27 protein-coding genes and 2 pseudogenes are annotated in these 26,500 nt (G+C 53.3%); 20 read left to right on the top strand and 9 right to left on the bottom strand.

Annotated elements, in window-relative coordinates; all coding sequences use genetic code 11:
- Positions 1 to 124 precede the first annotated feature (124 nt).
- The 4 genes and pseudogenes from EDF73_RS24445 to EDF73_RS24435 all read left to right on the top strand — a co-directional run.
- A pseudogene (locus EDF73_RS24445) lies at positions 125 to 1,104 on the top strand (IS3 family transposase); the annotation flags it as partial.
- A gap of 77 nt (positions 1,105 to 1,181) precedes the next feature.
- On the top strand, positions 1,182 to 1,439 hold the full coding sequence (locus EDF73_RS28035; RefSeq protein ID WP_347812721.1) for a tlde1 domain-containing protein: 258 nt from the start codon (positions 1,182 to 1,184) through the stop codon (positions 1,437 to 1,439).
- Between the two features lie 10 nt (positions 1,440 to 1,449).
- Positions 1,450 to 1,692: a tlde1 domain-containing protein gene (locus EDF73_RS28030; RefSeq protein ID WP_347812720.1), complete on the top strand. Its 243-nt coding sequence runs from the start codon at positions 1,450 to 1,452 to the stop codon at positions 1,690 to 1,692.
- Entirely contained in the window at positions 1,667 to 1,930 is a 264-nt protein-coding gene (locus EDF73_RS24435; protein WP_132731584.1) for a hypothetical protein, read from the top strand. The genes EDF73_RS28030 and EDF73_RS24435 overlap by 26 nt, the downstream gene beginning before the upstream one ends.
- Before the next feature lie 474 nt (positions 1,931 to 2,404).
- Here EDF73_RS24435 and symE read toward each other — a convergent pair whose 3' ends face one another.
- Complete coding sequence (gene symE, locus EDF73_RS24430) at positions 2,405 to 2,740, bottom strand: endoribonuclease SymE (protein ID WP_132731583.1); 336 nt, start codon at positions 2,738 to 2,740, stop codon at positions 2,405 to 2,407.
- A gap of 320 nt (positions 2,741 to 3,060) precedes the next feature.
- Positions 3,061 to 3,306, bottom strand: a complete 246-nt coding sequence (locus tag EDF73_RS24425) for a helix-turn-helix transcriptional regulator (RefSeq protein WP_032689680.1) — start codon at positions 3,304 to 3,306, stop codon at positions 3,061 to 3,063.
- A gap of 125 nt (positions 3,307 to 3,431) precedes the next feature.
- On the opposite strand from EDF73_RS24425, the gene EDF73_RS24420 reads away from it, so the two are divergent.
- The gene (locus tag EDF73_RS24420) at positions 3,432 to 3,692 is read left to right on the top strand and encodes a helix-turn-helix transcriptional regulator (protein ID WP_132731582.1); all 261 of its coding nucleotides are present in this window, start codon (positions 3,432 to 3,434) and stop codon (positions 3,690 to 3,692) included.
- 130 nt (positions 3,693 to 3,822) lie between these two features.
- Here the strand turns inward: EDF73_RS24420 and EDF73_RS24415 are convergent, their stop codons facing one another.
- From EDF73_RS24415 to EDF73_RS24400, 4 genes are read right to left on the bottom strand one after another with little or no spacing between them, the layout of a single operon-like run.
- Positions 3,823 to 4,839 (bottom strand): Gfo/Idh/MocA family oxidoreductase, encoded by a 1,017-nt coding sequence (locus EDF73_RS24415; protein WP_132731591.1) that lies wholly within the window; start codon positions 4,837 to 4,839, stop codon positions 3,823 to 3,825.
- A gap of 22 nt (positions 4,840 to 4,861) precedes the next feature.
- Positions 4,862 to 5,842, bottom strand: a complete 981-nt coding sequence (locus tag EDF73_RS24410; RefSeq protein WP_132731581.1) for a PTS glucitol/sorbitol transporter subunit IIB — start codon at positions 5,840 to 5,842, stop codon at positions 4,862 to 4,864.
- A complete protein-coding gene (locus EDF73_RS24405; protein WP_132731580.1) occupies positions 5,839 to 6,210 on the bottom strand; it encodes a PTS glucitol/sorbitol transporter subunit IIA in 372 nt (123 codons plus the stop codon). Before EDF73_RS24405 ends, EDF73_RS24410 begins: the two co-directional genes overlap by 4 nt.
- On the bottom strand, positions 6,207 to 6,734 hold the full coding sequence (locus EDF73_RS24400) for a PTS glucitol/sorbitol transporter subunit IIC (protein WP_132731579.1): 528 nt from the start codon (positions 6,732 to 6,734) through the stop codon (positions 6,207 to 6,209). The genes EDF73_RS24405 and EDF73_RS24400 overlap by 4 nt, the downstream gene beginning before the upstream one ends.
- A 365-nt stretch (positions 6,735 to 7,099) precedes the next feature.
- Between EDF73_RS24400 and EDF73_RS24395 the strand changes: the two genes are divergently transcribed.
- The gene (locus EDF73_RS24395) at positions 7,100 to 7,342 is read left to right on the top strand and encodes a helix-turn-helix transcriptional regulator (RefSeq protein ID WP_132731578.1); all 243 of its coding nucleotides are present in this window, start codon (positions 7,100 to 7,102) and stop codon (positions 7,340 to 7,342) included.
- A 136-nt stretch (positions 7,343 to 7,478) separates the two neighbouring features.
- Positions 7,479 to 7,709: a helix-turn-helix transcriptional regulator gene (locus tag EDF73_RS24390; protein ID WP_132731577.1), complete on the top strand. Its 231-nt coding sequence runs from the start codon at positions 7,479 to 7,481 to the stop codon at positions 7,707 to 7,709.
- An 88-nt stretch (positions 7,710 to 7,797) separates the two neighbouring features.
- Here EDF73_RS24390 and EDF73_RS24385 read toward each other — a convergent pair whose 3' ends face one another.
- Positions 7,798 to 8,613: an IclR family transcriptional regulator gene (locus EDF73_RS24385; RefSeq protein ID WP_132731576.1), complete on the bottom strand. Its 816-nt coding sequence runs from the start codon at positions 8,611 to 8,613 to the stop codon at positions 7,798 to 7,800.
- Positions 8,614 to 8,725: 112 nt separating this feature from the next.
- Here EDF73_RS24385 and EDF73_RS24380 point away from each other — a divergent pair, with 112 nt between their 5' ends.
- The 5 genes from EDF73_RS24380 to EDF73_RS24360 all read left to right on the top strand — a co-directional run bounded on the left by EDF73_RS24380 (position 8,726) and on the right by EDF73_RS24360 (position 14,185).
- A complete protein-coding gene (locus EDF73_RS24380) occupies positions 8,726 to 9,568 on the top strand; it encodes an IclR family transcriptional regulator C-terminal domain-containing protein (protein ID WP_132731575.1) in 843 nt (280 codons plus the stop codon).
- A gap of 78 nt (positions 9,569 to 9,646) precedes the next feature.
- Positions 9,647 to 10,831, top strand: coding sequence for a CaiB/BaiF CoA-transferase family protein (locus EDF73_RS24375; RefSeq protein WP_132731574.1), 1,185 nt, complete (start codon positions 9,647 to 9,649; stop codon positions 10,829 to 10,831).
- A gap of 6 nt (positions 10,832 to 10,837) precedes the next feature.
- On the top strand, positions 10,838 to 11,605 hold the full coding sequence (locus tag EDF73_RS24370) for an enoyl-CoA hydratase-related protein (RefSeq protein WP_132731573.1): 768 nt from the start codon (positions 10,838 to 10,840) through the stop codon (positions 11,603 to 11,605).
- Positions 11,606 to 11,677: 72 nt separating this feature from the next.
- Positions 11,678 to 12,955 (top strand): MFS transporter, encoded by a 1,278-nt coding sequence (locus EDF73_RS24365; RefSeq protein WP_132731572.1) that lies wholly within the window; start codon positions 11,678 to 11,680, stop codon positions 12,953 to 12,955.
- A gap of 153 nt (positions 12,956 to 13,108) precedes the next feature.
- Entirely contained in the window at positions 13,109 to 14,185 is a 1,077-nt protein-coding gene (locus EDF73_RS24360) for a glycoside hydrolase family 88 protein (RefSeq protein WP_132731571.1), read from the top strand.
- 164 nt (positions 14,186 to 14,349) lie between these two features.
- Here EDF73_RS24360 and EDF73_RS27880 read toward each other — a convergent pair.
- Both EDF73_RS27880 and EDF73_RS24350 read right to left on the bottom strand, forming a co-directional pair.
- Positions 14,350 to 14,508, bottom strand: a pseudogene (locus EDF73_RS27880) (S-adenosylhomocysteine hydrolase); the annotation flags it as partial.
- Between the two features lie 69 nt (positions 14,509 to 14,577).
- On the bottom strand, positions 14,578 to 15,624 hold the full coding sequence (locus EDF73_RS24350) for a LacI family DNA-binding transcriptional regulator (protein WP_132731570.1): 1,047 nt from the start codon (positions 15,622 to 15,624) through the stop codon (positions 14,578 to 14,580).
- Between the two features lie 261 nt (positions 15,625 to 15,885).
- On the opposite strand from EDF73_RS24350, the gene EDF73_RS24345 reads away from it, so the two are divergent.
- The 8 genes from EDF73_RS24345 to EDF73_RS24310 all read left to right on the top strand — a co-directional run bounded on the left by EDF73_RS24345 (position 15,886) and on the right by EDF73_RS24310 (position 26,495).
- Positions 15,886 to 17,451 (top strand): acyl CoA:acetate/3-ketoacid CoA transferase, encoded by a 1,566-nt coding sequence (locus EDF73_RS24345; protein ID WP_132731569.1) that lies wholly within the window; start codon positions 15,886 to 15,888, stop codon positions 17,449 to 17,451.
- Positions 17,448 to 18,227 carry an enoyl-CoA hydratase-related protein gene (locus tag EDF73_RS24340; RefSeq protein ID WP_132731568.1) on the top strand — a complete coding sequence of 260 codons (780 nt, stop codon included), beginning with the start codon at positions 17,448 to 17,450 and terminating at the stop codon, positions 18,225 to 18,227. Before EDF73_RS24345 ends, EDF73_RS24340 begins: the two co-directional genes overlap by 4 nt.
- A gap of 104 nt (positions 18,228 to 18,331) precedes the next feature.
- Positions 18,332 to 19,753, top strand: coding sequence for an MFS transporter (locus EDF73_RS24335; RefSeq protein ID WP_132731567.1), 1,422 nt, complete (start codon positions 18,332 to 18,334; stop codon positions 19,751 to 19,753).
- Positions 19,754 to 19,916: 163 nt separating this feature from the next.
- Positions 19,917 to 21,992, top strand: a complete 2,076-nt coding sequence (locus EDF73_RS24330) for an FAD-binding protein (RefSeq protein WP_132731566.1) — start codon at positions 19,917 to 19,919, stop codon at positions 21,990 to 21,992.
- A 57-nt stretch (positions 21,993 to 22,049) separates the two neighbouring features.
- On the top strand, positions 22,050 to 22,553 hold the full coding sequence (locus EDF73_RS24325) for a flavodoxin (protein WP_132731565.1): 504 nt from the start codon (positions 22,050 to 22,052) through the stop codon (positions 22,551 to 22,553).
- A 555-nt stretch (positions 22,554 to 23,108) separates the two neighbouring features.
- Positions 23,109 to 24,134 (top strand): amino acid ABC transporter substrate-binding protein, encoded by a 1,026-nt coding sequence (locus EDF73_RS24320; RefSeq protein ID WP_132731564.1) that lies wholly within the window; start codon positions 23,109 to 23,111, stop codon positions 24,132 to 24,134.
- Between the two features lie 66 nt (positions 24,135 to 24,200).
- A complete protein-coding gene (locus EDF73_RS24315; protein ID WP_132731563.1) occupies positions 24,201 to 25,379 on the top strand; it encodes an amino acid ABC transporter permease in 1,179 nt (392 codons plus the stop codon).
- 15 nt (positions 25,380 to 25,394) lie between these two features.
- Complete coding sequence (locus tag EDF73_RS24310) at positions 25,395 to 26,495, top strand: amino acid ABC transporter permease (RefSeq protein WP_132731562.1); 1,101 nt, start codon at positions 25,395 to 25,397, stop codon at positions 26,493 to 26,495.
- Positions 26,496 to 26,500 lie beyond the last annotated feature (5 nt).

The raw sequence follows: 26,500 nt of genomic DNA, 5'->3' as shown, positions 1-26,500 counted from the left end.
TGCACTGGGATATCGCTCACCACGGGAATATATACGCAGGAAGTTATCGCAACCGTAAGAGAGCAAAAACGTCTGGATATATAGGGTCAAATCCAGTCCGGATTCTTCCACTCATAATGAACAGTCAGATGCTCAGGCCGAGATCCGCCGTCTTCAGAAAGAGTTGAAGCGGGTTACGGACGAACGGGACATATTAAAAAAAGCCGCGGCGTACTTCGCAAAGCTGTCCGACTGAGGTACGCCTTTATCCGCGACAACAGCCGTTGCTGGCCTGTTCGTTTGCTCTGTAGGGTTCTGGATGTCCATCCGAGTGGATTTTATTTCTGGCTTAAGCAGCCACATTCACAGCGTCACCAGACAGACCAGATGCTGACCGGGCAGATCAAACAGTTCTGGCTTGAGTCTGGCTGCGTCTATGGTTATCGCAAGATCCATCTCGATCTACGTGATACCGGACAGCAGTGCGGAGTGAACCGGGTCTGGCGACTGATGAAGCGTGCCGGAATAAAAGCTCAGGTTGGGTACCGCAGCCCACGTGCACGTAAAGGAGAAGCCAGCATCGTGACACCCAACAGGCTCCAGCGGCAGTTCAATCCGGACTCACCGGATGAGCGTTGGGTGACGGACATAACCTACATCCGAACCCACGAAGGCTGGCTGTATCTGGCCGTGGTGGTTGACCTGTTCTCCCGAAAAGTTATCGGCTGGTCAATGCAACCCCGCATGACAAAAGAGATTGTCCTGAACGCATTACTTATGGCGGTGTGGAGGCGTAATCCTCAAAAGCAGGTACTGGTTCACTCTGATCAGGGCAGTCAGTACACGAGCCATGAGTGGCAGTCGTTCCTGAAATCACACGGTCTGGAAGGCAGCATGAGTCGTCGCGGTAACTGCCATGACAACGCGGTTGCGGAAAGCTTTTTCCAGCTTCTGAAACGCGAACGGATTAAGAAAAGGCTCTACGGAACGAGAGACGAAGCCAGAAGCGATATTTTTGATTATATCGAAATGTTTTATAACAGTAAGCGTCGGCATGGTTCGAGCGAGCAGATGCCACCGGCTGAATATGAAAACCTATATTATCAACGGCTCAGAAGTGTCTAGATTATCCGTGGCGATTCAAAATCGGTTGTAACACAGACTGCAAATCGACAGGGAAGATTGTTATGCAGATTTGTAGGATGGATTACAACGATGTATCAGCAGATGGCAGGAGATTGAAACTACATGTCTATGGTGTCGGGGCGTTTCCTGTTTTTTCAGGGATAGAACCCGTAACCAATGTTGCAGAGTGCGCCTTTATCAGGAATGCAGCGTTACCCGTTGGTACTTACTGGATCGTTGATGCACCGGAAGGAAGCATTGCTAATCGAGTGGATAGGTTTGTAAAAGATTTCAAGAACGGAACCGAACATTCTGAATGGTTCGGCATTATTTAATGCTTCTACCATGGCTGACAACGTTTTCGTGAATGGGGTCGATAGAGGCTCATTCCGACTGCATCCATTGAGGCCGAATGGCGAAGGAGAGTCCTGGGGATGCATAACTTTCTACAACATCCCAGGTTTTCAGCTGGTTAGACAATCCTTGCTTAAGAAGATTCGTGTTCCTGGTGGTAAAAGGTTGATGGCGTATGGGCGTATTGATGTGACAGGACGGGATGATTATGCTTCATGCAAAGTTAAGAAATAATATACTGATTGGCCTGGTGCGCCTTGTTGCTTCCTTCTTTATCGTCTTGTTTCCTCTGGGCAGCTTACTCGATTACTTATCTCAAATTAGCAATGATTTTCTGAATCGTACTGGTTTGGGATTTGCAGATGGCGAAGTAGATCCTTCATTTTTATGGGTTCTCGGTGGGATGATGGCAGTCGTTACTGCTCTACTGATGTTCATCATCCGTAAGATATGCAACAAGAAACAGGCATGAAAACACCCACTCCTCTATGTCAAATATCTTGCTGTATTTGCACTGTTCTAACTATGATTACATCAGTATAGTGAAGGGAAAGTATGTGGTCATTGGTTGTCGTCTGAATGCATTTCAGCAAATAGTTGAGTATCAACCTGCACCCACTGACAAGTCTATGCCCGATAGTGACGTCGGTAACAATAGTGGAAAATGAAGACCATCGTCTTTTTAGTTCTGCTGGTCGTCATGTTTTTATTCATCCCTGACCGTTGGGTGAGCGAACGGGTGATGAACCATATATACATCCAGGGAGATGGATAAGAGGCGATAAATAACTTCAGATTAATGTTTACTCTCATAAACCCCGCATTATTAACGGGAGTAACCTGTGTGCTATTCTGCTTTTACCGGCTGTTCAAGCATTGAAGATACTATTTTGGGAGACAGAAACCCGTGTTCCTGTCTCCACCAATACTCACCGGTTCAGAAGCATTAATTCTTTATGCTCCGTTTCCCCGCAATCACCCCAATAAACTCCCGGATCTGCTTCTGCTTCCTTGCCGACAGCTTCTCCACCCGACGCATCGCTTCTTCCAACTCCGGTTCCGGCTCTACCGCCGTCAGCACGATACATCCCGCCATCACCCGGGCTTCCACCTTTGTGCCCGTCGCGAACCCTGCGGCTTCCAGCCACTGGCCTTTCATCGTTAACGCCGGAATAGGGCTGTAATCCGGAAAACGGCTCACATAGCTCATGGTTAACTGGCGCTTATTTTTCGGCGACACTTCTGGATCGCATGAATCTGCAATACAATCGGTTTCAGTCATAATTGCTATTCCGTATAAATAGTGATTGTGATGAGCGATGCGGGTGTGTTGGCGCACATCCGCATCGCGCTAAATAACACCTGTAAATTTAGCCAGTAATAAAAACAAAGTCCAGCGGATAATAAAACTTAATCGGCACCTTCTGACTTATTTTAAGAACCGGGGATTATATTGAAGAGTGATCTTTACAGTGGAGAAATAGAGTGCATGAATGGATTTATTTCTTGCTGGTAATTAAATGAGTTAACGCTAAATATTATTAGCAACCATCGGGGAACAACGTCAGCCCATCCCCCATCCCGCGAATAAGCCCGCTCGCCTCAGCGCTGATACCAGCCCGCCACCACTTCCGCCAGATCGTCCTCAACCGTATAAAAATAACAGGCCGGGATTTTCAGCACTTCCGCCAGCCGGCAGGCCAGCGCGAAATCAGGGGTGTGGATCCCGCGTTCATACTGGTTCATCCGCGCGCTCGCCGTCGCCTCATCGATGCCCGCGAGGATGCCCAGCTTCTGCTGGGAAAGCCCCGTTCTGAGGCGCGCTTCTTTTAAACGGTGCGGCAGCATGATGATCCTGAAAGGCTGGAGACAGAATCACGATTTTGGAAGCTGTTAGTTGAAAATGTACTAAGTATTACTTAGTGTGGTGGTGGGAATTTGCACGACTTCGCGAACGCAAAGGGATAAATGAGATGAACAGAACTGATATGCATCCGGCTGATATTATTGCGCAATTGAAAAAGCGCAACCTGTCGCTGGCGGCGGTGTCGCGCCAGGCGGGGCTGAGCTCGTCAACGCTGGCCAACACGCTGTCTCGCCCCTGGCCCAAGGGGGAGTTTTTAATTGCCCAGGCGCTGGGGATCGACCCTGCGGAAATCTGGCCGAGCCGCTATTTTGACCGGGAAGGTAATCCGATCGACAGGAAGAAACTGATTCGTTCGAAGTGTGAATGATTCGCACCCGCAGGCCTGATGTGGATAGCTATTCGCAGGGCAGGACATCTGGCCACCGGCTAATGCCGGTAGCCGGTGGCCAGATGTATAAAGTGACAAGGAGAAAGGAACATCCCTGTTCCCGGAGCCCTTAAACCAGCAGCTCCGCCTGGCCGCTCAGCAGGCTTTTATGCGCCGTCTCGCAAATCCGGCTGGCCTGTAGCCCGTCGTCTGCGCTGGCGGCATAGGGGGTATCGGTCTGCACCGCTTTAATAAAGTCATTAATCGGGTCAATACCAAACCCGCTGGCGACGCCGTCGCGGTAGGTAATGAAGTAGCTGTTCGGGGTCTTAACCGTTTGCTGGCCGAAGATCTCCAGCCCGCGGTTTTGTGAATCGGAGCGGATCCAGGCGTTATCGCACAGCACCGCCATGCGCCCGTCGTTGTCTTTCGGGAAAGCGGCGGGCAGGACCCAGCTGTTTTCAATGACCCACGAACTGCCGTCCTCCATCAGCAGGGTGCTTTGTACGCTGTCCCAGGTGTCCAGCCCTTTACTCGCCAGCAGGCGTTTCTGCCCGACGGCGTAAACCGATTTCACCTCCTGCCCGCTGATATAGCGCACCATGTCGAAGCAGTGCGATCCGAGGAACCACACCGGCGAACTGCGCGCTGACCAGGCCAGCCAGTCGGTGGGAACGGCGATCACATCATCCATATTGATATAGCCGCGCAGGATCCTGCCGCTTTCCGCCTTCTGCACCTCCATGCGCACGCGGATCGCCGCCGGGTCCCAGCGCTTGTGAAAATCGACGCCGACGGTTACCCCATGCTCCCTGGCGGCGGCAATAATCGCCTCGCAGTCGGCCACCGAGGTCGCCAGCGGTTTTTCAATCAGCACATGCTTACCGTGGGCAATGGCCTGCAGAGCCGGTTCCTTATGGAAAGGATCGGACGTCGCCACGGAAATGATATCCACCTGCTGTTCATCCAGCAGGGCGGGCAGGCTGGCGTACCCGGCGATGCCCAGCTCATCCGCTACGGCATGGCAACGCTCCGTGTTGTTGTCGCAGACCGCGACCAGCTCCACGTCCGGGTTATGCAGATAGGCGTTGATATGGTGCTTGCCATAGATCCCCGCGCCGACAACGGCCACTTTTAACTTGTTCATCATGACGTTCCTTATATGTCTGTTAAAACAGTCCCAGAGAGAATGCCCAGCCAATCATCACGGCCAGCGGGCCGGTCAACTGTCGGGAAAGCAGGAAGGCCGGTACGCCGCTGGCGATGGTCTCCGGTTTGGCCTCCTGCATCGAGAGGCCGACGGGCACGAAGTCGCAGCCCACCTGTACGTTAATGGCGAACAGAGCGGGCAGGGCGAAAGCCGGCGAGATATTCCCCAGCCCAATCTGGGTGCCAATCATCACCCCCACCACCTGGGTAATCGCCGCGCCGGGCCCGAGAATGGGCGACAGAAAGGGGATACCGCAGATCACCGACAGCAGCAGCAGTCCCCACAGCGAGTTCGCCATCGGCGTCAGAGCGTGGGCGATCACGTTGCCCAACGACGTGGCCTGGACGATGGCGATCAGCACGGAGACAAAGGCCATAAACGGGATCACCGTTCGCACCGACACGTCCACCGCCTCGCGGCTGGCGGCAAACAGCAGGGCGATCACGTGGCCGGTCTTATTGCCCAGCGTTTCCACCGCCAGAATCAGCTGATTGCCGAAGGTGGCGGGCGGCGGCGTCTGCGCGACCGGCGGGGCAGGCTCCACCGCAATCGTCTGCGGCTCATCCGGCATCGCGTCCGCCGCCACGCGGGTGATCTGCCCTTCATGCACGTCCGACACGTAGTTGCTGGCGTTAATAAACTGCGCCAGCGGCCCGGCCTGGCCGGTGGGCATCACGTTAATCGTCTTGATGCCTTTTTTCGGATACAGCCCGCAGCGCAGCGAGCCGCCGCAGTTGATCACCACGCACAGCGTCTCTTCATCCGGCGGAACGGCCTGAAAGCCGTTGATCACCTCCGATTGCGTGAGTTCGCCCAGCCGACGGGCGACGGGATGGATCTCCCGTCCGGTCAGCGACACCACCTTCAGGCCGCTGCCGATCGGCAGCCTCAGCCCGGTCCCGAACCCTTCGGCGCCGGGAGCTACGTTGATCAGGTTCATTGCGCACTCTCCTTAACGATCAGATCGCCCTGCAGCACCGCAAACGCAGGGACCTTGCCGGCAAGATGTACCGTGCCCTGATGGCGCGGCGCGCTGGCGCTATCGAACACCAGCGTCAGGTGCCCGAGCTCCAGCAGCGCCTGCAGGGCGTGGCTGCCAACGGCGGTGATGGGGTAGTCTTCGCCCCCGAGCGTGAACCGATCGCCCGCCCGTAGCCGGGCATGCTCGTGCTGAAAAACGGGCCGCAGGGCCAGGGCGTAATCCAGGCAGTCCGCCGGGCCGTCGGCGTGAAAGGTAATCAGCAGGTTATCCGCCAGGCCGTCCGCCACATGGGGGCCGACGCGTTCGATATGGGCCTGATAGATCATGTCGCACCTCCCGTCGCCTTATGGCGCAGGCGCAGGAACAGATATTCGGTGATCATGCCGCGCAGCAGGCCAATGATGATGGCGGCGGCGATATAGCGCAGCGCCAGTTCGGTCACCGGCAGGCCGAGGGTTTTGATCCCGGCGGCGACGCCCAGCCAGATGAACAGCTCCGAGGGCACCACGTGGGGGAACAGGCTGGTCAGCGGGTGGGCGGTGGTGCCCAGCGCGTCTTCATACCCGGGTTTGCTCTTTTCCGGCAGCAGCTTGCCGAGCGTTAGCGCGCCGGGGCTGCTCATAAAGAACCAGCCGAGGATCGGCAGCAGGCCATAGGTCAGGATCCGCGAGCGACCAAACAGCGTCGCTACCCGTTCCATGCGCCGCTGGCCGACCAGCTTCATCAGAAAGTTGATGGCGAGCAGCAGGCAAATCAGCATCGGAATGATCCCGCTCATCATGTCGAGAAAGACCTTCCCGGCGAGCTGGAAAATATTGATAAAGCTTTCAGCAAGGGTAACCAGAAACATGGCGACCTCCTTGCGTAGGGCGGGTTGGCAGTGCGACAGCGGTGGTGATTTTCATAAGTAAAGTTCCCTGTGTTGGTTAAGGTTACAAACGAAATTCATTGTTTTTAGCGGGCTTATATTTGTCTTCTTCTGGAAACTGAAGGCGGTGGTCCTGACTATGCCCCTGAGTCACGCAGCGGCCAGAATCCCAAGGTTTCACCCGGAGTAAATTAGCTGGCGGTTATTTCTCGTCGGTCATGGGCGCTGAGCTATCGTGATGCGTTCTGATTGTTATTGGATATTGTTGGATAATTTATTATCCCGTTTTGGGATATTTATGGAAGCGATCGATATTCGATTTTGGGATATCGATCGAGAAAAATGACATGTCTTCTATTTATTCTGATGAATATCAATCGGTTATAAAAATATTACGTGCTGCGAGAAAAGAGAAGGGGCTAACTCAGGTCAAGCTGGCCCAGGCGCTGGGGCGCCCACAGTCATTTGTCGCCAAAATGGAGAATGGTGAGAGGAGATTAGATGTCGTGGAATTCGCGCATATTGCTGCCTTGCTATCCATTGATCCGGTCAATGTATTAAATATCATTATGTCAAAATACGAATCATAAGATCTGAGTGGCTTTGCTGGTCTTAAAATCATTTGTGCTGACGGGGCAATATTTGCGTACTGCTGCCAATCTATTTATCCCCTTATGCAAATTGGTCATCCGCGGCCTGACAGGTTAAAAGCATCATATTATTTATATGAATGACTCCTCCTCAGATTCAGGCTCTCTGGAGGGGCGCATTAAAAAGCTCAGATTGCAATCTGGCCCGTCCCAGGAGGCATTTGCGGACAAGTACGGGCTTGATCGCGCTCACCTCAACGGCATCGAGTGCGGACTCAGAAGCTCAACCCTCGAGGTGATTAATGTTCTGGCGAAAGGTCCGGAAGAGGGGAGCTTATTCCACTTTGATATAGATCGAAAAAAATGACATGCCTTCGATTAGATGACGGGTTCTCACCCCATCATTGGAGCCGCCAGCTGATCCTTAACCGATCGGCATTACGTAACCATGCGGATTAATATAAGGCGGCGGCGTGCGTGGTGTTATTACCGAGCAGTCTGGCAATCTCAAGGCGCGTGTCCTGGAGCGCAGGCAAGTATTGGCGGATGCGTGCATCGGTCATATGGTTCACGGTTCCGGAAATACAGATCGCTAGCGGAGCGCTGTTAGCTGCGGTGAGCAGCGGAATGGCGATACCACGTAATCCCTTTTCCGCTTCCTCATCGTCAATAGCATAACCCGCCTGCGCCACCGTTTGTAGTTGTTGCAGTAATTCGCTACGAGTTGCAATAGTCTGCGGAGTTCGTGTCAGCAATGTTTCTTGTGGATAGAGTTCCATCAGGCGAGGTACAGGCAGAGTGGCGAGCATGCATTTGCCGGTTGAGGTGCAATGGGCTGGCATACGCAGACCTTCCGCAATGGAAAAACCATAAAAATCTTGTGTGGTGACGCGTGAGAGATAAATCACTTCGGCGTCGGTTAAGGTAGCGAGCTGCACCGTTTCTTCCACCTGCTCGCTGAGCTTTTTCATCCATGGCAGGACCACAGCGTGCGTGACAATACGCGACTGATACAGCATACCCAGCTCGTAATTAATATGTCCGAGCGAGTAAAGCCTTGATTTTGCATCCTGTTGTAGAAGTTTTTCCTCCTCAAGCGTTTTTACCAACCCGTGCACTGTCGTTTTGCTCAGGTTCATCAGAAGGGCTATTTGCGCGATCGACAGTTTTTCGTGTTCGCGAAACAGTTTTAAAATAGCGGATGCTCTGCTAACGCTCTGTATGGACATTTTAACCTCCCAGTTAGCGGGATATAGTAGCAAAGTTGCCATCAGTTTAATCCCCTTAATCACCACTGTGTGCCCTATCTACTGATATGCGTTTGGTAGTAAAATTCTGTCTCTCGTTGTTGGTCAGTTTTGATCGACATCACAAAAATTTATCATGGCTGGCGAAATTTCTGGCTTTTTTATGCACTGTCCATTAAATGATCAATTCGACATTGTTGAACGAGGTTCAGAACGCAAGCGGATGAATAAAACCATTGAACGGACGGTTCAGATTCTGGAGTTCATAGCAAAAAGTCGCGAACCCGTCACCATGGCGGAGGTGCGAAACGCACTGGGGCTACCGAAAAGTAGCGCGTCGGATATTTTTAATTCATTGCTGGATTTGGCTATTTTACGATTGGACGATCGCGGCTATGCGACGCTAACCGCCGGAGCACGCTTTTATGACATCAGCGCCGGATTTATCGCAAAAAACGATCTGATTTCCGTCAGTAATGACGTGTGTGTCGGGTTAGCAAAAGAGACTGGCAAATTGGTTTGTCTGTCACTGTTTAATGATAATGAAATTGTGTTACTGGAGAAAATTAGTGGCAGTGATATTGTTCAGCCGCAGTTGAATGGCTTGCCGAAATTTTCTCTTAGCCAGAGCGCCAGCGGTAAGGCGATTTTAGCCGCAAGTAGCCGCAGACAAATACGGCAATTACTGCCTGGTGCGCAGGAAGCGGATCTGTACTCTGAACTGATGCAAGTATCCCGCGATGGCTATGCGATAAGCCATGAACTGCCTGATTTATCAACCATCGCGGCGCCAGTACTTCAATCAATCGGCGACCCGCTGGCGGCGATCTGTATCATTGATTTTGATTTCCGATTGGATAGCGAAGAGCAAAGACGGTTAGGTGAGAAAATTGCGGCAGCGGCGCTAACCGCTTCCCGGCAAATTGGTTTTAAAGGGCAGAGTCTGTTCCAGGATCCGCAAGTCTTTCGTCATAACTAAAGGATGGCCGTCAGGACGGCCTTTTTTAGAATCATTATTATGAACTTCGTTCGACAATGTCGAATATGTGAGGTGACTATGCTAGAAGGTGTGAAAGTTCTTAGTTTTACTCATTACTTACAGGGGCCTTCTGCAGCGCAGATGTTGGCAGATTTAGGCGCTGATGTTGTGAAAGTGGAATCACCGAAAGGGGCCTATGAGCGTTCCTGGTCCGGTTGTGACACCTATGTCAATGGGGTCAGCGTGTTTTTCCTGTTGGCAAATCGCAATCAGCGCGGTATGGCAATAGATCTCAAGTCAGAAAGTGGGAAGCAGATTATTTACGATCTGCTAAGTCAATACGATGTGATCATCGAAAATTTTAAACCTGGCGTAATGGATCGGTTGGGGCTGGGCTATGAGGAAGTTAAAAAGGTTAATCCGCGCATCGTGTACTGTTCCTGTACCGGCTATGGTTCTGCTGGTCCTAAGGCTAAAGAACCGGGGCAAGATTTAATGGCGCAGAGTATTAGCGGACTGGCGGCCTTAAACGGACCTGGCTCCCATCCGCCGATGCCTGTGGGGACCGCTATTGTCGATCAGCATGGTGCAGCATTGGCTGCGCTTGGAATTATCGCGGCGATCTTCAATCGGGAAAAAAGCGGCAAGGGACATAAAGTCGACGCGTGTTTACTGCATTCGGCGCTCGATCTGCAAATCGAACCATTGAATTATTTTCTCAACGGCGGCCAGTTAACGCCACGGGCAGATAGCGGTTTATCCAGCCGTTTTCATCAAAGCCCGTATGGTATTTACGCCACGCGTGATGGCTATATTTCTCTCTCGCTAACGCCATTTGAACGTTTAAAGTCGGTGTTCAGTCCACAGGCGCTAGCCGGTTTTACCGCCCAGGATCAAATGCGCCAGCGGATAGATTTTGATGCATGCGTTGCGACTGAAATGTGCACTAAAACTACGGCGGAATGGACGGCGTTATTTAAACAGGAAGGTATTTGGCATGCTCCGGTGAATGAATACCCCCAAGTGGTCGAAGATGAACAGGTGCAATTCAACGAGGTCTTTTTGACTATGGATCATCCGGTTGCTGGTAGGGTGCGCGTTTTAGGGCATCCCAATCATTACGATGGCAAGCCATTGCCGCTACGACGGTTACCGCCCGAACTGGGAGAGCACAGCGAAGAAGTGCTGCTCGAACTGGGCTATTCGGCAGAAAAGGTCGCCGAGCTGTTGGCGAATAATGTTATTACTACCCACCAGGAGTAAATATTTATGTTACTGATCAATTGTGAGAGGCAGGGTGCGGTTGCAGTTGTCACACTGAATAATCCGCCGTTAAATCTGGTCACGCTTTCGTTATCAAAACAATTACGTGCAACTTTGCAGTCTCTGGATGCCGATGATGAGGTTCGGGTCATCGTTTTAACCGGTTCGGGTCACAAAGCATTCTGTGTGGGCTCGGATATTAAGGAGTTTCCTGAGGTCTGGGATAACGTAATTGAAAAGAAACTCCAGAAAGAGAATGAAACTTTTAATACTATTGAGTTTTTGAATAAGCCGGTGATTGCTGCTATGGAAGGCGTCGTTTGCGGCGGTGGCTTCGAAATGGCAATGGCCTGTGATTTACGGGTTTTATCCGACAGCGGAAAAATAGCATTACCTGAAATTAATCTCGGTGTGTTTCCCGGTAGTGGGGGATTATTTCGGTTGCCAAAACTTATCGGCGCGGCGCGAGCGGTGGAACTGATGATGACCGGAACATTTGTTGAAGCGCAACAATGCATCGCATGGGGTATGGTCAATCGTCTGGCGCCTGCCGGGACAGTGTTAGAGGCAGCGGTCAGTTTAGCGCAAGAAATTGCATTAAAACCACGAGAAGCAATTAAATTAATTAAGCGAGGGGTGCGTGAGATTGGTATGCAACCTACTGAGCAATGCTTCCTGCAGAATTTGCGCTTTAGTGAAAATATTTTCCGTACGGTTGATTGTGCGGAGGGTGTTGCTGCTTTCCTGGAAAAAAGGGAGGCGAAATTCTTATAAAAAAACATCGGCAAAATAATCATCTCGATAAAAAATATAACGATCCTCTTAAATTCAATTGAGGTTAGCAAGATGAATACATTACCTGTACGCCGTTGGCTATATATTATGCCAACGATTTTTATCACCTACAGTTTGTCTTATCTCGATAAAGCAAACTACAGCTTTGCTTCGGCTGCCGGGATCGGCGATGACCTGGGAATTGACCCTTCAATGGCTTCATTGATTGGCGCGTTGTTTTTTCTGGGCTATTTTACCTTACAAATTCCGGGAGGAATGTTGGCGGAAAAATGGAGCGTGCGTAAATTACTGACCTGGAGTTTGGTTATCTGGGGGCTTTGCGCGACATTGACCGGCCTGGTTACTAACGTCACCTCGTTGATTATAATCCGTTTTATGCTTGGGGTGGTGGAAGCCATCGTAACGCCCTGTTTGCTGATTTTGGTTTCCCGCTGGTTTAGTCATTCCGAAAGGTCCAGGGCTAATACCCTGTTTTTGTTAGGCAATCCTGTGACAGTGTTGTGGATGTCCATTCTCTCGGGCTGGTTAGTCGAGCGTTGGGGATGGCGCCATATGTTCGTCATTGAAGGGATCCCGGCAGTGCTGTGGGCGGTGGTCTGGTGGTACGTGATCCGCGATAAACCCGAGCAGGCCGACTGGTTAAGCGCCGAAGAAAAAACGGCAATCAACCAGGCGCTGGAGAATGAGCAAAAAAGTAAAGAAGTCATGACCAGCTGGCGTGAAGTTTTCCGTTCTGCCAATGTGATCAAACTGGCGGGCTGGATGTTTTTCCAGAGCATTGGTTTTTATGGTTTTTTAATGTGGTTGCCGTCAATTTTACATTCCGGGGCGATCTCAATGTCTGAAACCGGATTGCTCTCAGCCTTACCTTATGGTTTGGCCGCTATTTTCATGTTAATTGCAGCCTGGCTGAGTGATAAGTATCAAAAACGCGTAGCATTTGTCGCCTGGCCTATTTTTATTGCCGCCTGCTGTTTCTTAGCGCTGGCGCTGCTCGGCAATACGCATTTTTGGGTTTCTTATCTGTTGCTGGTCATCACGGGGATTTGCCTGTATGTTCCATTCGGCCCTTTTTTCGCCTTGGTACATGATGTATTACCCACTTCGATGGTGGGGGGCGCAGGGGGGATGATCAATAGCATGGCCGCGGTGGGGGCCTTTATTGGGTCTTATTTAGTTGGGATGCTGAATGGTATTACACATTCAACAAACTCCTCTTATTATTTGATGGCGGTAAGCTTAGCGATTTCGGTAATTTTCGGTCTCTCGATTAAGCAAAAAAAAGTCGTTGACGGCGAGTCATTACGGCATCGATCCGGAGTGGCGTAATAATGCAAATATAATGCGTCATTGATATCCGCTAAGTTAATATCAATCATTGCATGACAAATATCGTTAAGCGCTCTATTTATTTTTATCAGGCTACTTTACTAAAGCAGTTCGAGTCTGTATGTCTAAATATTCGGACTGAATGAGGATTCTATGAATTGGTTATCTGATGCGATTAATAAGTGTCTTGCTAAAACGCATGTAAATGCGCAGAAGTTTACTAACTTTCCACATATTACTGAACGAGGTAAATATGTCTTTACGTCGGATGGCGTGTGGACTGGCGGTTTTTGGAGCGGTATTCTTTGGTTGGCTTACCAGCGTAATCCGTCGCCAGCATTATTAACCGTTGCCACACATTTTACCGAGCGCTTACTGCCGAGAGCCAACGATCGACACAATCATGATTTGGGCTTTATGTTTTATCCGAGCGCAATAGCTGGATGGCGACTCACCCATCAGGCGCACTATAAACAAGCCGCGCTAACGGCGGCAAGCAGCCTCGCGGCACAATTTAATCAGCGTGCCGGGTTTATTCCTGGATGGGGCTTTTTTGGCGGAGAAGAATGGTCTACCTCAGTCCTGATCGATACATTAATGAATCTTCCGCTATTGGCCTGGGCGGTAAAGAACGGGGGAGATCCTGCATTATTAGCGGTTATTGAACGACATACCACAAAAGCGCTTTCACATCATTTACGAGCGAACGGTTCAGTTTTTCATGTCTATCATTTCACTGAGGAGGGAACAGGCGTTCGTGGTGATACTTACCAGGGGCTTTCGGCGGACAGCGCCTGGGCTCGTGGGCAGGGGTGGGCGATTACCGGTTTAGCCCTGCTGGCCGATGCGTTGCATAATCATATTTATCTGGAAACGGCAGAAAAAGTTGCCGAATTTATTTTGTCGCATCTACCAACCGACCATATACCTTTCTGGGATTATGACGACCAGCGGCCTGATGCGCCAAAAGATGCGTCAGCTGGAGCCATCAGCGCATATGGCTTGCTACGTTTATATCGGTTGACCGGGAAAGAGCGATATAAAACCGCAGCTCGGACGATCCTTCAGGCATTGGCCGCCTGTTGTATTGTTGAGGACAATGAAGGTCTGTTGGCACATTCGACCGCCGATCTGCCGCATGGTCTGGGAATCGATCAGGCGACGGGCTATGGCGATTATTATTTTCTCAAGGCGTTGTATGCCTTAGAAACGATATCAACAGATAGTTAAGTTATCTGATTAATAAACGTACTGATTGGCGTGCCGGCCTGGCTATTTTTATCAAGTGAGGCGGTACGCTAGCTTTTATCACTGGTGATGAAATTACATATTTAAAAATATTCTCCTCAAGCGCCAGGAAAGGCAAATCTACCCAGAGGCTATTATCATTGAGCTAATTTCAGACGTTCCAGTGCCTCAATCACTACCGCAGCAGAGCCACCGGGAGCGGCAGGCATCACCTTCGCGCTAATCGCATTTTGCCGCGCTTTGGGATAGACGCCATAGCCTATTTTCAACTGCTACCCTGCCTTTAGGTGTTCACACAGCGCTCTGTTGGTTTTTGTCGCCAGCAAGATCTGAATCGCCATGGCTGTCGGGAAGCGGTTGACCATTCAGCAGATTCAATCTTTGCTGACGACTTTTACCTTTCCTGTCGAGGAGCGAATCTGCAAGTTGGGCCGGATGACCAGATGGCTGACGGGTTTCTCTGGCGATTCAATGCGCTGCAAGATCTGCTTCGCGGCATGCTGTCCCAGCGACAGCGGATCGATAGCAATTGTTGTCAGCGGCGGGTTGCTGTAGGCGCCAGCCGAAACGCCATCATGACCAATAAGCGAAATATCCTGCCCGGCCTTGAGGTTGAGTTCTCCCAACGCGGAGATCGCGCCGAATGCCATCAAGTCGTTGTAATACAGAACAGCGGTAGGGGGTTCCGGCAGTTTCATCAGGCTTAGCATCATCTGGTAACCATTTGCGCGGGTGGGTTCACAGCGGTAGTTATTCTCGTTGTCATCCCAGGGTTCGAGGCCGTGATGACGCATCGCCTGGACGTAGCCGGTAAAACGGGCGTGGCTGGAAAGTCCCCCAATAAATGCGATACGAGAGTGGCCATTCATAATGAGGTGTTCTGTCGCTTCCAGCATGCCTGACACGCTATCAACTCCGACATAATCGACCGAAATCTGCTTAAATTCCATGGGGCGCATAGCAATCAGAAGCGGTGTCCGGCTTTTGACGTACCGCAGCAAATCCTCTTCTTTCGTACCGTTGACCGGAAACAAAACCAACCCCGCCACGTGGTGTTCAAGCAGCGCGTCCAGAACGTGTTTTTGTCTGTCCTGCTGCTGGGAGGTATTGGCCATCATTGTGATAAAACCATGCTCGGCCAGGGTCGTTTCAAGGCCCATGGTGAATTCGGCAAAAAACGGGTTGGTGAGATCATCAATGACAACGCCCACTGTCTGGGAATGACGGGAGCGTAAACTGGCTGCCGAACGGTTATAGACATAACCCAGGGCGTCCATCGCCTCCTGCACCCGATGACGTGTTTCTGCTTTAATCAACTCGCTCTGATTCAATACCAGAGAAACGGTGGACTTAGAAACGCCAGCCTCACGGGCAACATCGGACAATGTGATACGCCGATGTTCAGAAGGTCTCGTTGACATTTTTCTCCCTGCGGTGCTCATAAAAGACGGTTTCCGATTGGTCTTAGCAACCTTATCACAGTTTCTGTTTCTGCCATGATTTCCGTTTTTCTCTGTAATGTGCAGTAAGTCGCAAATCTGAGCCATTCAGGTTGATGGAAATCTTTATCCCGAGTATTAATTCATCAAATTTAGATCGATCCAATAAATATGAAAATAAATTTTTCATATAAAACAATGAATTGTTTTTTTTAAATTAAATCGAAATAATTGGAAGGTCGTATGAAAAAGCAACTGATTACCGCTGATGAAGCCGCAGCGCTCATACCCGATGGCAGCACCGTTACTGTTTCCTCATCCAGCGGTATGGGGTGCCCGGATACAGTACTTGCAGCCATTGGCGAGCGCTACGCTCGTACAGGACACCCCAGCTCTCTGACCACCATCCATCCTATTGCGGCGGGCGATATGTACGGCGTGAAGGGCATCGATCACATCGCAATCCCAGGACTGCTCTCCAAAGTGATCGCCGGTTCATACCCATCGGGCCCTTCATCGGCAACGCCGCCGGCCATCTGGCAGATGATCACCGGCAATGACATTCCGGCCTGGAACCTTCCGTCGGGTATTTTGTTTGATATGCATCGTGAAGCCGCTGCCCACCGTCCGGGCGTGTTGACCAAAACCGGTATGGATACCTTTGTCGATCCGCTCCGTCAGGGCGGTGCCATGAACGACAAGGCTAAATCTATTCCGCTGGTAGAGCGTGCGCAGTTCGCCGGCGATGAATGGCTGTTCTTCCCGTCAATCGCGCCTGACGTGGCTATCATTCGCGCCACCACGGCCGATGAACGCGGCAACCTCTCCTACGAACATGAAGGCGCTTATCTGGGGCCACTTGAACAAGCGCTGGCCGTACGCAACAACGGCGGCATCGTGATTGCACAGGTCAAACGCCGCGTCACCTCCGGCAGTATCAAGCCGAAAGATGTGCGTGTACCAGGCGTGCTGGTTGACTATGTGGTGGTGGCATCAGAGCAGACGCAGACCACACAGACCGTGTATGACCAGGCCATTTCAGGCGAAATGATTCGCCCACTGGAGGAGTTTTCCCTGATGGACAACGGTCCTGCAAAAGTGATTGCCCGCCGGGTGGCACAAGAACTCAGGGATGGGGAGGCTGTCAATCTGGGCTTCGGCATTTCAGCCAACGTGCCGCGCATTTTGCTGGAAGAACAGCGTCATGGAGAAGTGACCTGGCTACTGGAGCAGGGAGCCGTAGGGGGCGTACCGCTGCTGGAATTCCAGTTTGGCTGTGCATCGAACGCCGAAGCCATCATGCCTTCACCGCAGCAGTTCACCTACTTCCAGGGGGGCGGTTTTGACGTGACGTTGATGTCCTTTCTACAGATTGGCGCCGACGGTTCCGTCAACGTTTCGCTATTGCCTGCACGTCCACACGTCACCGCCGGCTGCGGCGGCTTTATTGATATCACCTCTCATGCCAGGCGAGTGGTGTTCTCCGGCTTCTACAATGCCGGTGCCCAACTGGCGCTGGAAAACGGCGAGCTGCAGATCCTGCGGGAAGGTAAAGCCAAAAAAGTGGTTAGCGAAGTGGCGCACGTCACCTTCTCCGGCAAACGCGCCATTGAGCAAGGCCAGCAGGTGATGTATGTGACCGAGCGCTGCGTGCTGGAGCTGACCGCAGACGGCCTGGTCGTGACCGAAATTGCGCCGGGCGTGGATCTGGAGCGCGACATCCTGCAGCAGAGCGAGACACCGCTGCGGGTATCACCCGATCTGAAAGTCATGGACCGCAGCCTGTTTACTGAGGAGAACCCATCATGAGTAACGGAAGTATTAGCCTTGAGATTAACGGGCATGTTGCCACGCTGCTGCTGAACCGCCCGGAAAAACTCAATGCGCTTACGCCGGAAATGCTTGAAGAACTCGCTGGTCACTGCCGTACCCTGGAAAACAGCAGCGATGTCCGGGTGGTGTTGCTTAAGAGCGCGAGCGCGAAAGTTTTTTGCGTCGGGGCCGATATCACGCGCTGGAACGCTCTGATGCCGCTGGATATGTGGCGTAGCTGGATTCGTCGTGGCCATCAGGTCTTTGATGCACTGGCTGAACTGCCGCAGCCGGTTATTGCCTTGATGAACGGCTTGTCCTATGGCGGCGGGCTGGAGCTGGCCGCCGCGGCGGATATCCGGATCTGTTCGGCAAACGCGAAGATGGCCCTGCCGGAAACCGGTCTGGCCACCGTTCCGGGTTGGTCTGGTTCACAGCGCCTAACGCGCCTGATTGGCTCACCGATGGTGAAAGAAATGGCATTCACAGGAGAGCCCGTAGATGCCATCAGAGCGCGGGAATGCGGGCTGGTCAATCGGGTGGTAGAAGATGCTGCGCTTGCTGACGTCGGTCTGCAGATGGCGCATCAGATTGCGGCGCGCGCGCCGATTGCGGTTCAGATGGCGAAGCAAATCATTGACGCCGGCGACGGGATTGCCGTCGGTCGAACGCTTGAAGCGCTGGCTGGGGCATATACAGCCACCACGGAAGATGCCCGTGAGGGTGGGCAGGCATTCAGGGAAAAACGACAACCGGAATTCAAGGCACGCTGATTCTGTGACTAAGGATGCCCATACCGGGCGTCATTCATTATAAATAAGATACCCACAATGCCGGAATATTAATCCTGTTTAAGATTCCGGCGGGAGATGACTTTATGAATACCCGCACTCAGAATAATACCGCCGGGAATAACACCTCCCTGCTACATGATGAAGTCACAACAAAAGATTTACGCCGTGCCGCCTGGACCTGTTCGCTTGGCAGCGCGCTGGAATATTATGATTTTGCGCTTTATAGCCTTGCTTCAGCGATTATTTTTGGCCCACTCTTCTTCCCGCATCAGGGGCCGGGCATGGCCCTGATCGCCAGCTTCGGTACATACTTCCTGGGTTTCGCCATCCGTCCGGTTGGCGGGATTCTTTTCGGTTCGCTGGGAGACCGTCTGGGACGCAAGTTTGTACTGTTGGCGACCGTCTTGCTGATGGGGACGGCAAGTACGCTGATCGGCTTCCTGCCCACCTATGAAACTGTCGGTATCTGGGCGCCGATTATGCTCGTCGCGCTTCGTTTGCTACAGGGGCTGGGGGCCGGTGCCGAGCAGGCGGGGGCGGCAGTTCTGATGACAGAGTACGCGCCTAAAGGGAAGCGAGGATTTTATGCCTCATTGCCGTTCCTCGGCATCCAGATTGGTACCTTTATCGCCGCTGCCGTCTACTTCATGCTGCTGAATATGGAAACCAATGTGGCGGAAGGCTGGCTGTGGCGCGTGCCGTTCCTGGCAAGCGTATTCATCATCGCCATCGCTGTATATATCCGTCTGCATCTGAAGGAATCGCCCTCGTTCGCAAAACTTGAGGCTAAAAAGCAGGTTACCGATAAGCCGCTGCGCAACCTGTTGAAAACGTCTCGCCGTAACGTCCTGATTGGTATAGGCCTGCGTTTGGGGGAAAACGGTGGTTCGTCAATTTATCAGGCGCTTGCGGTCAGCTATCTGGTGGGCGTTGTCGGTATGGAGAAGGTTGTCGGTACGCTGTGCCTGATTTCAGCGGTCGTAGTCGGGGCGATTGTCGTACCGATCGCTGGCTGGCTGACTGACCGTTTTGGCCGCGTCATCGTTTACCGTTCATTTGCTATCTTCCAGCTGGCTATCGCCTTCCCGGTATGGTGGACCTTCAGTCACGGGAATGTGACCAGCTCCATCGTCATGTTGTCCGTTGCACTTGGTGTCGGTTCATGGGGAATGTTTGGGGCGCAGGGAGCCTATATGCCGGAGCTTTTTGGCGCCCGTCACCGCTACATCGGTGTGGCGCTGGCGAGGGAAGTGTCTGCTGTGATTGCCGGGGGGCTCGCGCCGCTGGTGGGTTCCGCGTTGATTGCATGGGCCGTTACTACCGCTGATCCTACCGGTCGTGCAGCCTGGGTATTCATTGCTTCGTACCTGTGCCTGCTGACGCTAGGGACCGTTATTGCAACCTTCATATCGCCAGAGACGCGTGACCGCGACCTGGATGATGTGAACGATGCGGCGAAAGCGGATAAACGTCTACCTGCGGCAGCGCCTCACCACTCGGCATAGCCGGGCGTTAAACCTCCCCCGGCTCTCTGCCGGAGAGGTTTATGCAGGAGCAATCGGTGGCCGTTATAGCGTGCGTTCCTGCATCTGCCCATCCTTGCTACTGTCGTACGACCGTCCCGCGCCCCCTGCAGAATTTCGATAAAGACCAGCGATGGAGTAGAAAATGAGTTTTATTGATCGGCAAATCCTTAGCGAACTGACGCAGGTTTCCTTCCCGAAAGGATTCCGGACGGCGGAAGTCGCTGACGTTGTGCAACAGGACGGTGAGGAGTATCCCGTTTATCGCGCCGATGCCGTGGTGGTAGGTTCCGGTGCGGCCGGGCTGCGTGCCGCCGTTGAGCTGAAACGCCGTGGTCTGAACGTACTTATCGCCACCGCCGGGCTGTATATGGGCACGTCAGCCTGTTCCGGTTCAGACAAGCAGACACTGTTTACCGCTGCGACCTCTGGCAAGGGCGATAATTTCCTGCGACTTGCCGAGGCGTTAGGCAGCGGAGGCGGAATGGATGCTGACACAGCCTATGTTGAAGCCGTCGGATCTATTCATACCCTGGCCGGATTGCAGTATCTCGGGCTGGAATTGCCTGAGGACCGCCTGGGGGCCATCCTTCGCTACAAGACAGATCATGACGACGCGGGCAGGGCGACGTCGTGCGGGCCACGCACTTCGCGCCTGATGGTCAAGGTGCTGCTGCAGGAAGTGCTGCAGCTTGGCATTCCGTTGCTGAGCGGCGCCACGGCGCTGCGCCTGCTACGTCAGAATGATGAGACGGGTACGGAGCGTTGCGCTGGTATGGTGGTTGCAACAGGCGGACGAAGCAGGAACGCCAACGGGCTTGGCGTCATCCTGGCGCCAAACGTGGTGCTGGCGACCGGGGGGCCAGGAGAGATGTATCGCGACAGCGTATACCCCAAAAAATGCTTTGGCTCGCTGGGACTGGCTCTGGAGGAAGGGCTGGCGCTGGTTAACATCATTGAAAGCCAATTTGGGATCGGTACGCCGCGCACGGCTTTTCCCTGGAATCTGTCCGGCACGTATGTTCAGGTCATGCCTTATATCTACTCCGTTGATGGCGCAGGCGCAGAGTTCAACTTTCTGGCGGACTACTACCGGACCACGCAGGAGCTGGCGTCCAACGTTTTCCGGAAGGGATATCAGTGGCCATTCCACGCTACGCGCACCCTGGACTTTGGCTCAAGCCTGGTCGATATGGCGATTGCCAAAGAGCAAACGCGGGGGCGTAAAGTATTTATGGATTTTCTGCGTAATCCGCAGCCGGTACCGGGCGACCGGCCCTTCAGCCTCGACAGGCTGGATGACGACGTGCGCGCCTATCTGGAAAACAATAATGCGTTGGCGGAACGGCCTGTCGATCGTCTGCGTCAGATGAATCCTCTTTCTATTTCTTTGTACCAGATGCACGGCAATGACCTGGAAACCACCCCGCTGCAGTTCGCCATGAATAACCAGCATATGAATGGCGGTATTGACGTGGATATCTGGGGGCAGACTTCGCTACCTGGCTGCCACGCCATCGGCGAAGTTTCCGGGACTCATGGCGTGACCCGACCGGGAGGCGCCGCGCTCAACGCGGGGCAGGTTTTTGGCGTGCGCGCGGCGCAGTATATCGCTGGCGCTGGAAAGCGCGGTTCGGCAGACGACCTGCCCTCGCTTGCCGCTCCCGTGCTGGCTCAGGTTAACAGGGTGATTCGGGACGCGCTCGGCAATCATAATGGCATGACGCTGCGCGAGATTCGCGATCAGATCCAGTCGCGCATGTCGGACTACGCCGGGTTTCTGTGTTCTGCCGGTGAGATTTCCGGCGCGCGTGAACAGGCCGATAGGCTGAAAGACCGCGTCTATGCCGGCGGGCTTGCGATTGGCCATGTCGCTGAGGTGGGCGAACTGTTCATGTGGCGACATCTGTCGCTGGCCTCTGCGGCGGTACTGACCATGCTGGAACAATACGTTCGTAATGGCGGCGGTAGCCGCGGCGCGCGCATCATTCTGGATCCTGAGGGCGAGTGCGTACCGAAGATTCGCTCTGGCATTTGCGAAGAGTGGCGTTTTCGCCCGGAACGAGATGAGGATAAAAATTACAAGTTCACGATTCGCTACCAGGGCGACCGCTTCGTGGTTGAGAAGACGCCACTCAGGGCAATGCCGGATATGAGCAACACCTACTTTGAGAGAAACTGGCCGGATTTCCTGACCGGAAAAATTTTTGGCCGGGCGTAATTCTGGCCCTCAACCCCCTTCGATGTTGAGGGCTTCTCCAGCGCGCAGGACCGGACTATGAGAATCGCTATTGTTTATGGCAGCACGACACGTTACACCGAGCGGGTTGCCGACAAAATTGCTGCCCAGCCAGGGTTTGAAACCGCTGAGCTGATTGATATTGAGGAAGGCAGCGTCAGTGAGCTACTGGATTTTGATTTCATTATCTTTGGTATTCCAACCTGGGACTATGGTGAGGTGCAGGCATCCTGGCAAAACGTCTGGGACGATATTGACCGCGCTGATTTTACCCACAAGCTGTGCGCTTTTTTTGGCCTCGGTGATCAGATGGGGTATTCGGAATGGTTTGTGGACGCGATGGGGCTGTTGCATGACAAAGTTGTGCGGCAGGGCGGGGTGGCTATCGGCGACTGGCCAACGGAAGGCTATCACTGCAATACCCGGCTCTCCATTGCAGGAAACCGCTTCGTGGGCTTGCCCGTTGACGAAGTTAACCAGGCCGAACTGACGGATGAACGCATAAAAATCTGGTGTGGTCAGCTGCGGGACATCATCGGCTAAGCGGTGAAATTCGCCGGACGCGAAGATATGGCCCGCGAGAGGCCCCATCAATGTTATGAAGGGACGGAGTCAGTATGACGAAGCCGGCGTCTTCCACGGGGAATAAAGGAACCCACTCGTATTCGCTCATCTGAAAGGAGCGTTTATGCCCCCTGACTTTAGTCTGCAAAACGATGGCGCGCGATGTACCGTATGCCCGTCATACTCCAGGCCGCATGTGCGTTGTCTGCATTCGTTCACCCCCTCACTTACCTGCGCATGACCCGATCTGCGGGGTCAGTGGCCCGCGCTCTCTCCATGCCTTCCCGTCGTGAAAGGTTGCACCGTTTGTGATCGGCGTGACGCCGTATTGCTCCCTTTTGGTATTCCGCCGTCATCGTGGTTTTCAGGATGCGTAAGATTATAAATAGTTATTACCAATGATTTCAGTGAGTCAGGGAATCTGGCACCAGAATTGCTTATTCATCAGTGGCTGACTGCCGCACACAGAAAAAGCGCACTTAAAGCGCGCAATGCAACCACATAACCACACGATTTATCCATACAGGATGCTTTATGAAAAAGATGATGTTCTCCACTTTATTCGCAGCAGCTTCTCTGCTTGCTGTCGCGCAGCAAGCGCACGCGGGCGCCACGTTGGATGCAATTAAGAAGAAAGGGTTTGTTCAGTGCGGGATCAGCGATGGTCTGCCGGGCTTCTCTTATGCCGATGCCGGCGGCAAATTCACCGGTATTGATGTGGATGTCTGCCGCGCGACGGCGGCTGCGGTGTTTGGTGATGCCAGCAAGGTGAAATATACCCCGCTGACGGCAAAAGAGCGTTTTACCGCCCTGCAATCCGGCGAAGTGGACATTCTGTCCCGCAACACCACCTGGACCTCTTCGCGCGATGGCGGCATGGGCTTCCTGTTCGCCGGCGTGAACTATTATGACGGCATCGGCTTTCTGACCCATCAAAAGGCCGGTCTCAAAAGCGCGAAAGAGCTGGATGGCGCCACCGTCTGTATCCAGGCCGGTACTGATACCGAGCTGAACGTCGCGGATTACTTCAAAGCCAACAACATGCAATACACGCCGGTGACCTTCGACCGCTCTGACGAATCCGCCAAAGCCCTCGACAGCGGCCGCTGCGATACTCTGGCGTCCGACCAGTCTCAGCTGTATGCGCTGCGTATTAAGCTGGGCAAACCGGACGAGTTCATTGTGTTGCCGGAAGTGATTTCCAAAGAGCCGCTGGGCCCGGTGGTTCGCCGCGGGGATGACGACTGGTTCACCATCGTCAAATGGTCGCTGTACGCCATGCTGAACGCGGAAGAAATGGGGATCAACTCGAAAAACGTCGATCAGATGGCGGCAAAACCGTCCAACCCGGACATCGCTCACCTGCTGGGAGCTGAAGGCGACTTTGGCAAAGATCTGAAGCTCGACAACAAATGGGCGTTCAACATTATTAAACAGGTCGGTAACTACCAGGAAAGCTTTGACCGCAACGTCGGTAAAGACAGCGAGCTGAAAATTTCGCGTGGCCTGAATGCACTCTGGAACCAGGGCGGAATTCAGTACGCCCCGCCGGTACGTTAATTCTGCCTTCCAGTCGGGCACTGCGCCCTGCGGTGCCCAATGCGTTTTTTTCACTGAGGTTTCAACATGTCTCAACGCCCAACCGTAAAAAGGGATTTTTCGATCGGTAATCCTACGGTTCGCGCCTGGTTTTACCAGATAGTCGCCATTGTGGCCGTGGTTGCCGTTGTGGGGTATCTCATCCACAACACGGTGATCAACCTGGCCAATCGCGGCATTACCTCCGGTTTTGCTTTTCTGGAACGTAGCGCCGGCTTCGGCATCGTCCAGCATCTGATTGATTACACTGAAGGTGATACCTACGCGCGCGTGTTTATGGTGGGGTTGACCAATACCCTGCTGGTTTCCGCGCTCTGTATCGTTTTCGCCTCCGTTCTCGGGTTCTTTATCGGCCTCGCGCGTCTGTCGGATAACTGGCTGCTGCGCAGGCTATCGACTATTTACATCGAAACGTTCCGCAATATTCCGCCGTTGTTGCAGATCTTCTTCTGGTATTTCGCGGTGCTGCGTAATCTGCCCGGCCCGCGCCAGGCGCTGAATGCATTCGATCTGGTCTTTGTGAGCAACCGTGGCCTGTACCTTCCATGGCCGACCTCGGCGCCGGGCACCTGGCCCTTTGTCATCGCCCTGGCGCTGGCGATCGCCGGTAGCGTCGCGTTGTTCAGGTTTAACCGTAAACATCAGCTCAAGACCGGCCGCCTGCGCCGCACCTGGCCGTTCGCCGTGGCGATGATCGTCGTCTTCCCGCTGATCGCCCATCTGCTGTTTGGGGTCGCCACCCACTGGGATCTCCCGCAGCTCCGTGGGTTTAACTTCCGCGGTGGGTTCGTCATGATCCCGGAACTGGCTTCTTTGACGCTGGCCCTGTCGATCTACACATCGTCGTTTATTGCCGAAGTGATTCGCTCCGGTATCCAGTCGGTGCCGTCCGGGCAGAATGAAGCCGCCCGTTCGCTGGGGTTGCCGAATCCGGTCACCATGCGCCAGGTGATCATCCCGCAGGCGATGCGGGTGATCGTTCCACCGCTGACCAGCCAGTACCTCAACATCGTGAAAAACTCTTCGCTGGCGGCGGCAATCGGCTACCCGGATATGGTGTCGCTGTTTGCCGGTACGGTGTTGAATCAGACGGGGCAGGCGATTGAGACCATTGCCATCACGATGGCGGTCTATCTGAGCATCAGTCTGATTATTTCGCTGCTGATGAACCTCTACAACCGCAAAATCGCGCTGGTTGAGCGTTAAGAGAACGGGATGACTATGTCTGTGACTACACATGAAACACCGCCTGTGCCGACGAATCCGTTCGGTAAAGCCTGGGCCTGGGCACGTAAGAACCTGTTCTCCAGCTGGTTTAATACCCTGCTGACGCTGCTGTGCCTGTGGATTATCTGCAACGTAATTCCTCCGGCGCTGAACTGGCTGCTCTTCCAGGCGAACTGGGTGGGGACAACCCGCGCCGATTGCACTAAAGAAGGCGCCTGCTGGGTGTTTATCCATGCGCGCTTTGGTCAGTTTATGTATGGCCTCTATCCGCATGAACTGCGCTGGCGCATCAACCTGGCGCTGGTGATTGGGCTGCTCTCCATCATCCCGATGTTTATCAAATCGATGCCGCGCCGCGGCCGTTACATCACCTGCTGGATAGTGGCCTATCCCATCATCGTCTGGCTGCTGATGTACGGCGGCTATTTCGGCCTTGAGCGCGTAGAAACCCGCCAGTGGGGGGGCCTGACGCTGACGCTGATCATCGCGTCGGTAGGGATTGCCGGGGCTATGCCGTTGGGGATTTTACTGGCGTTGGGACGGCGTTCAAAGATGCCGGTGGTACGTACCCTGTCGGTGATTTTTATCGAATTCTGGCGCGGGGTGCCGCTGATTACCGTGCTGTTTATGTCATCGGTGATGCTGCCGCTGTTTATGGCCGAGGGGACCACCATCGATAAGCTGGTGCGCGCCCTGGTCGGGGTCATTCTGTTCCAGTCGGCCTATATTGCGGAGGTGGTGCGCGGCGGCCTACAGGCACTGCCCAAAGGGCAGTATGAAGCGGCGGAATCGCTGGCGCTGGGTTACTGGAAAACGCAGATTCTGGTCATTCTGCCCCAGGCGCTCAAGGTCACTATCCCCGGCCTGGTTAACACCATCATCGCTTTGTTTAAAGATACCAGTCTGGTGATCATCATCGGCCTGTTCGATCTTTTCAGTAGCGTACAGCAGGCCACGGTTGACCCTACATGGCTCGGTATGTCGACCGAGGGCTATGTTTTTGCCGCGCTCGTCTACTGGATTTTCTGTTTTAGCATGTCGCGCTTTAGCCAGCATCTGGAAAAGCGTTTTCACACCGGGCGTAAATCGCACTGAGGTTT

Source organism: Klebsiella sp. BIGb0138, assembly GCF_004342285.1.
Lineage (GTDB): Bacteria > Pseudomonadota > Gammaproteobacteria > Enterobacterales > Enterobacteriaceae > Klebsiella.
This window is presented reverse-complemented; position numbering and strand designations above follow the sequence as displayed.

Bases quoted from the DNA above. Each gene is read 5' to 3' on its own strand.
- EDF73_RS28030 (WP_347812720.1), top strand. From the start codon at position 1,450: ATGGCTGACAACGTTTTCGTGAATGGGGTCGATAGAGGCTCATTCCGA.
- EDF73_RS24400 (WP_132731579.1), bottom strand. From the start codon at position 6,734: ATGTTTCTGGTTACCCTTGCTGAAAGCTTTATCAATATTTTCCAGCTC.
- EDF73_RS24395 (WP_132731578.1), top strand. From the start codon at position 7,100: ATGTCTTCTATTTATTCTGATGAATATCAATCGGTTATAAAAATATTA.
- EDF73_RS24350 (WP_132731570.1), bottom strand. From the start codon at position 15,624: ATGTCAACGAGACCTTCTGAACATCGGCGTATCACATTGTCCGATGTT.
- EDF73_RS28035 (WP_347812721.1), top strand. From the start codon at position 1,182: ATGGATTACAACGATGTATCAGCAGATGGCAGGAGATTGAAACTACAT.
- EDF73_RS24310 (WP_132731562.1), top strand. From the start codon at position 25,395: ATGTCTGTGACTACACATGAAACACCGCCTGTGCCGACGAATCCGTTC.
- EDF73_RS24315 (WP_132731563.1), top strand. From the start codon at position 24,201: ATGTCTCAACGCCCAACCGTAAAAAGGGATTTTTCGATCGGTAATCCT.
- EDF73_RS24345 (WP_132731569.1), top strand. From the start codon at position 15,886: ATGAAAAAGCAACTGATTACCGCTGATGAAGCCGCAGCGCTCATACCC.
- EDF73_RS24375 (WP_132731574.1), top strand. From the start codon at position 9,647: ATGCTAGAAGGTGTGAAAGTTCTTAGTTTTACTCATTACTTACAGGGG.
- EDF73_RS24405 (WP_132731580.1), bottom strand. From the start codon at position 6,210: ATGATCTATCAGGCCCATATCGAACGCGTCGGCCCCCATGTGGCGGAC.
- EDF73_RS24325 (WP_132731565.1), top strand. From the start codon at position 22,050: ATGAGAATCGCTATTGTTTATGGCAGCACGACACGTTACACCGAGCGG.
- EDF73_RS24340 (WP_132731568.1), top strand. From the start codon at position 17,448: ATGAGTAACGGAAGTATTAGCCTTGAGATTAACGGGCATGTTGCCACG.
- EDF73_RS24370 (WP_132731573.1), top strand. From the start codon at position 10,838: ATGTTACTGATCAATTGTGAGAGGCAGGGTGCGGTTGCAGTTGTCACA.
- EDF73_RS24390 (WP_132731577.1), top strand. From the start codon at position 7,479: ATGAATGACTCCTCCTCAGATTCAGGCTCTCTGGAGGGGCGCATTAAA.
- EDF73_RS24385 (WP_132731576.1), bottom strand. From the start codon at position 8,613: ATGGCAACTTTGCTACTATATCCCGCTAACTGGGAGGTTAAAATGTCC.
- EDF73_RS24330 (WP_132731566.1), top strand. From the start codon at position 19,917: ATGAGTTTTATTGATCGGCAAATCCTTAGCGAACTGACGCAGGTTTCC.
- EDF73_RS24415 (WP_132731591.1), bottom strand. From the start codon at position 4,839: ATGAACAAGTTAAAAGTGGCCGTTGTCGGCGCGGGGATCTATGGCAAG.
- EDF73_RS24420 (WP_132731582.1), top strand. From the start codon at position 3,432: ATGAACAGAACTGATATGCATCCGGCTGATATTATTGCGCAATTGAAA.
- EDF73_RS24425 (WP_032689680.1), bottom strand. From the start codon at position 3,306: ATGCTGCCGCACCGTTTAAAAGAAGCGCGCCTCAGAACGGGGCTTTCC.
- EDF73_RS24365 (WP_132731572.1), top strand. From the start codon at position 11,678: ATGAATACATTACCTGTACGCCGTTGGCTATATATTATGCCAACGATT.
- symE (WP_132731583.1), bottom strand. From the start codon at position 2,740: ATGACTGAAACCGATTGTATTGCAGATTCATGCGATCCAGAAGTGTCG.
- EDF73_RS24360 (WP_132731571.1), top strand. From the start codon at position 13,109: ATGAATTGGTTATCTGATGCGATTAATAAGTGTCTTGCTAAAACGCAT.
- EDF73_RS24335 (WP_132731567.1), top strand. From the start codon at position 18,332: ATGAATACCCGCACTCAGAATAATACCGCCGGGAATAACACCTCCCTG.
- EDF73_RS24410 (WP_132731581.1), bottom strand. From the start codon at position 5,842: ATGAACCTGATCAACGTAGCTCCCGGCGCCGAAGGGTTCGGGACCGGG.
- EDF73_RS24320 (WP_132731564.1), top strand. From the start codon at position 23,109: ATGAAAAAGATGATGTTCTCCACTTTATTCGCAGCAGCTTCTCTGCTT.
- EDF73_RS24380 (WP_132731575.1), top strand. From the start codon at position 8,726: ATGGCTGGCGAAATTTCTGGCTTTTTTATGCACTGTCCATTAAATGAT.
- EDF73_RS24435 (WP_132731584.1), top strand. From the start codon at position 1,667: ATGCTTCATGCAAAGTTAAGAAATAATATACTGATTGGCCTGGTGCGC.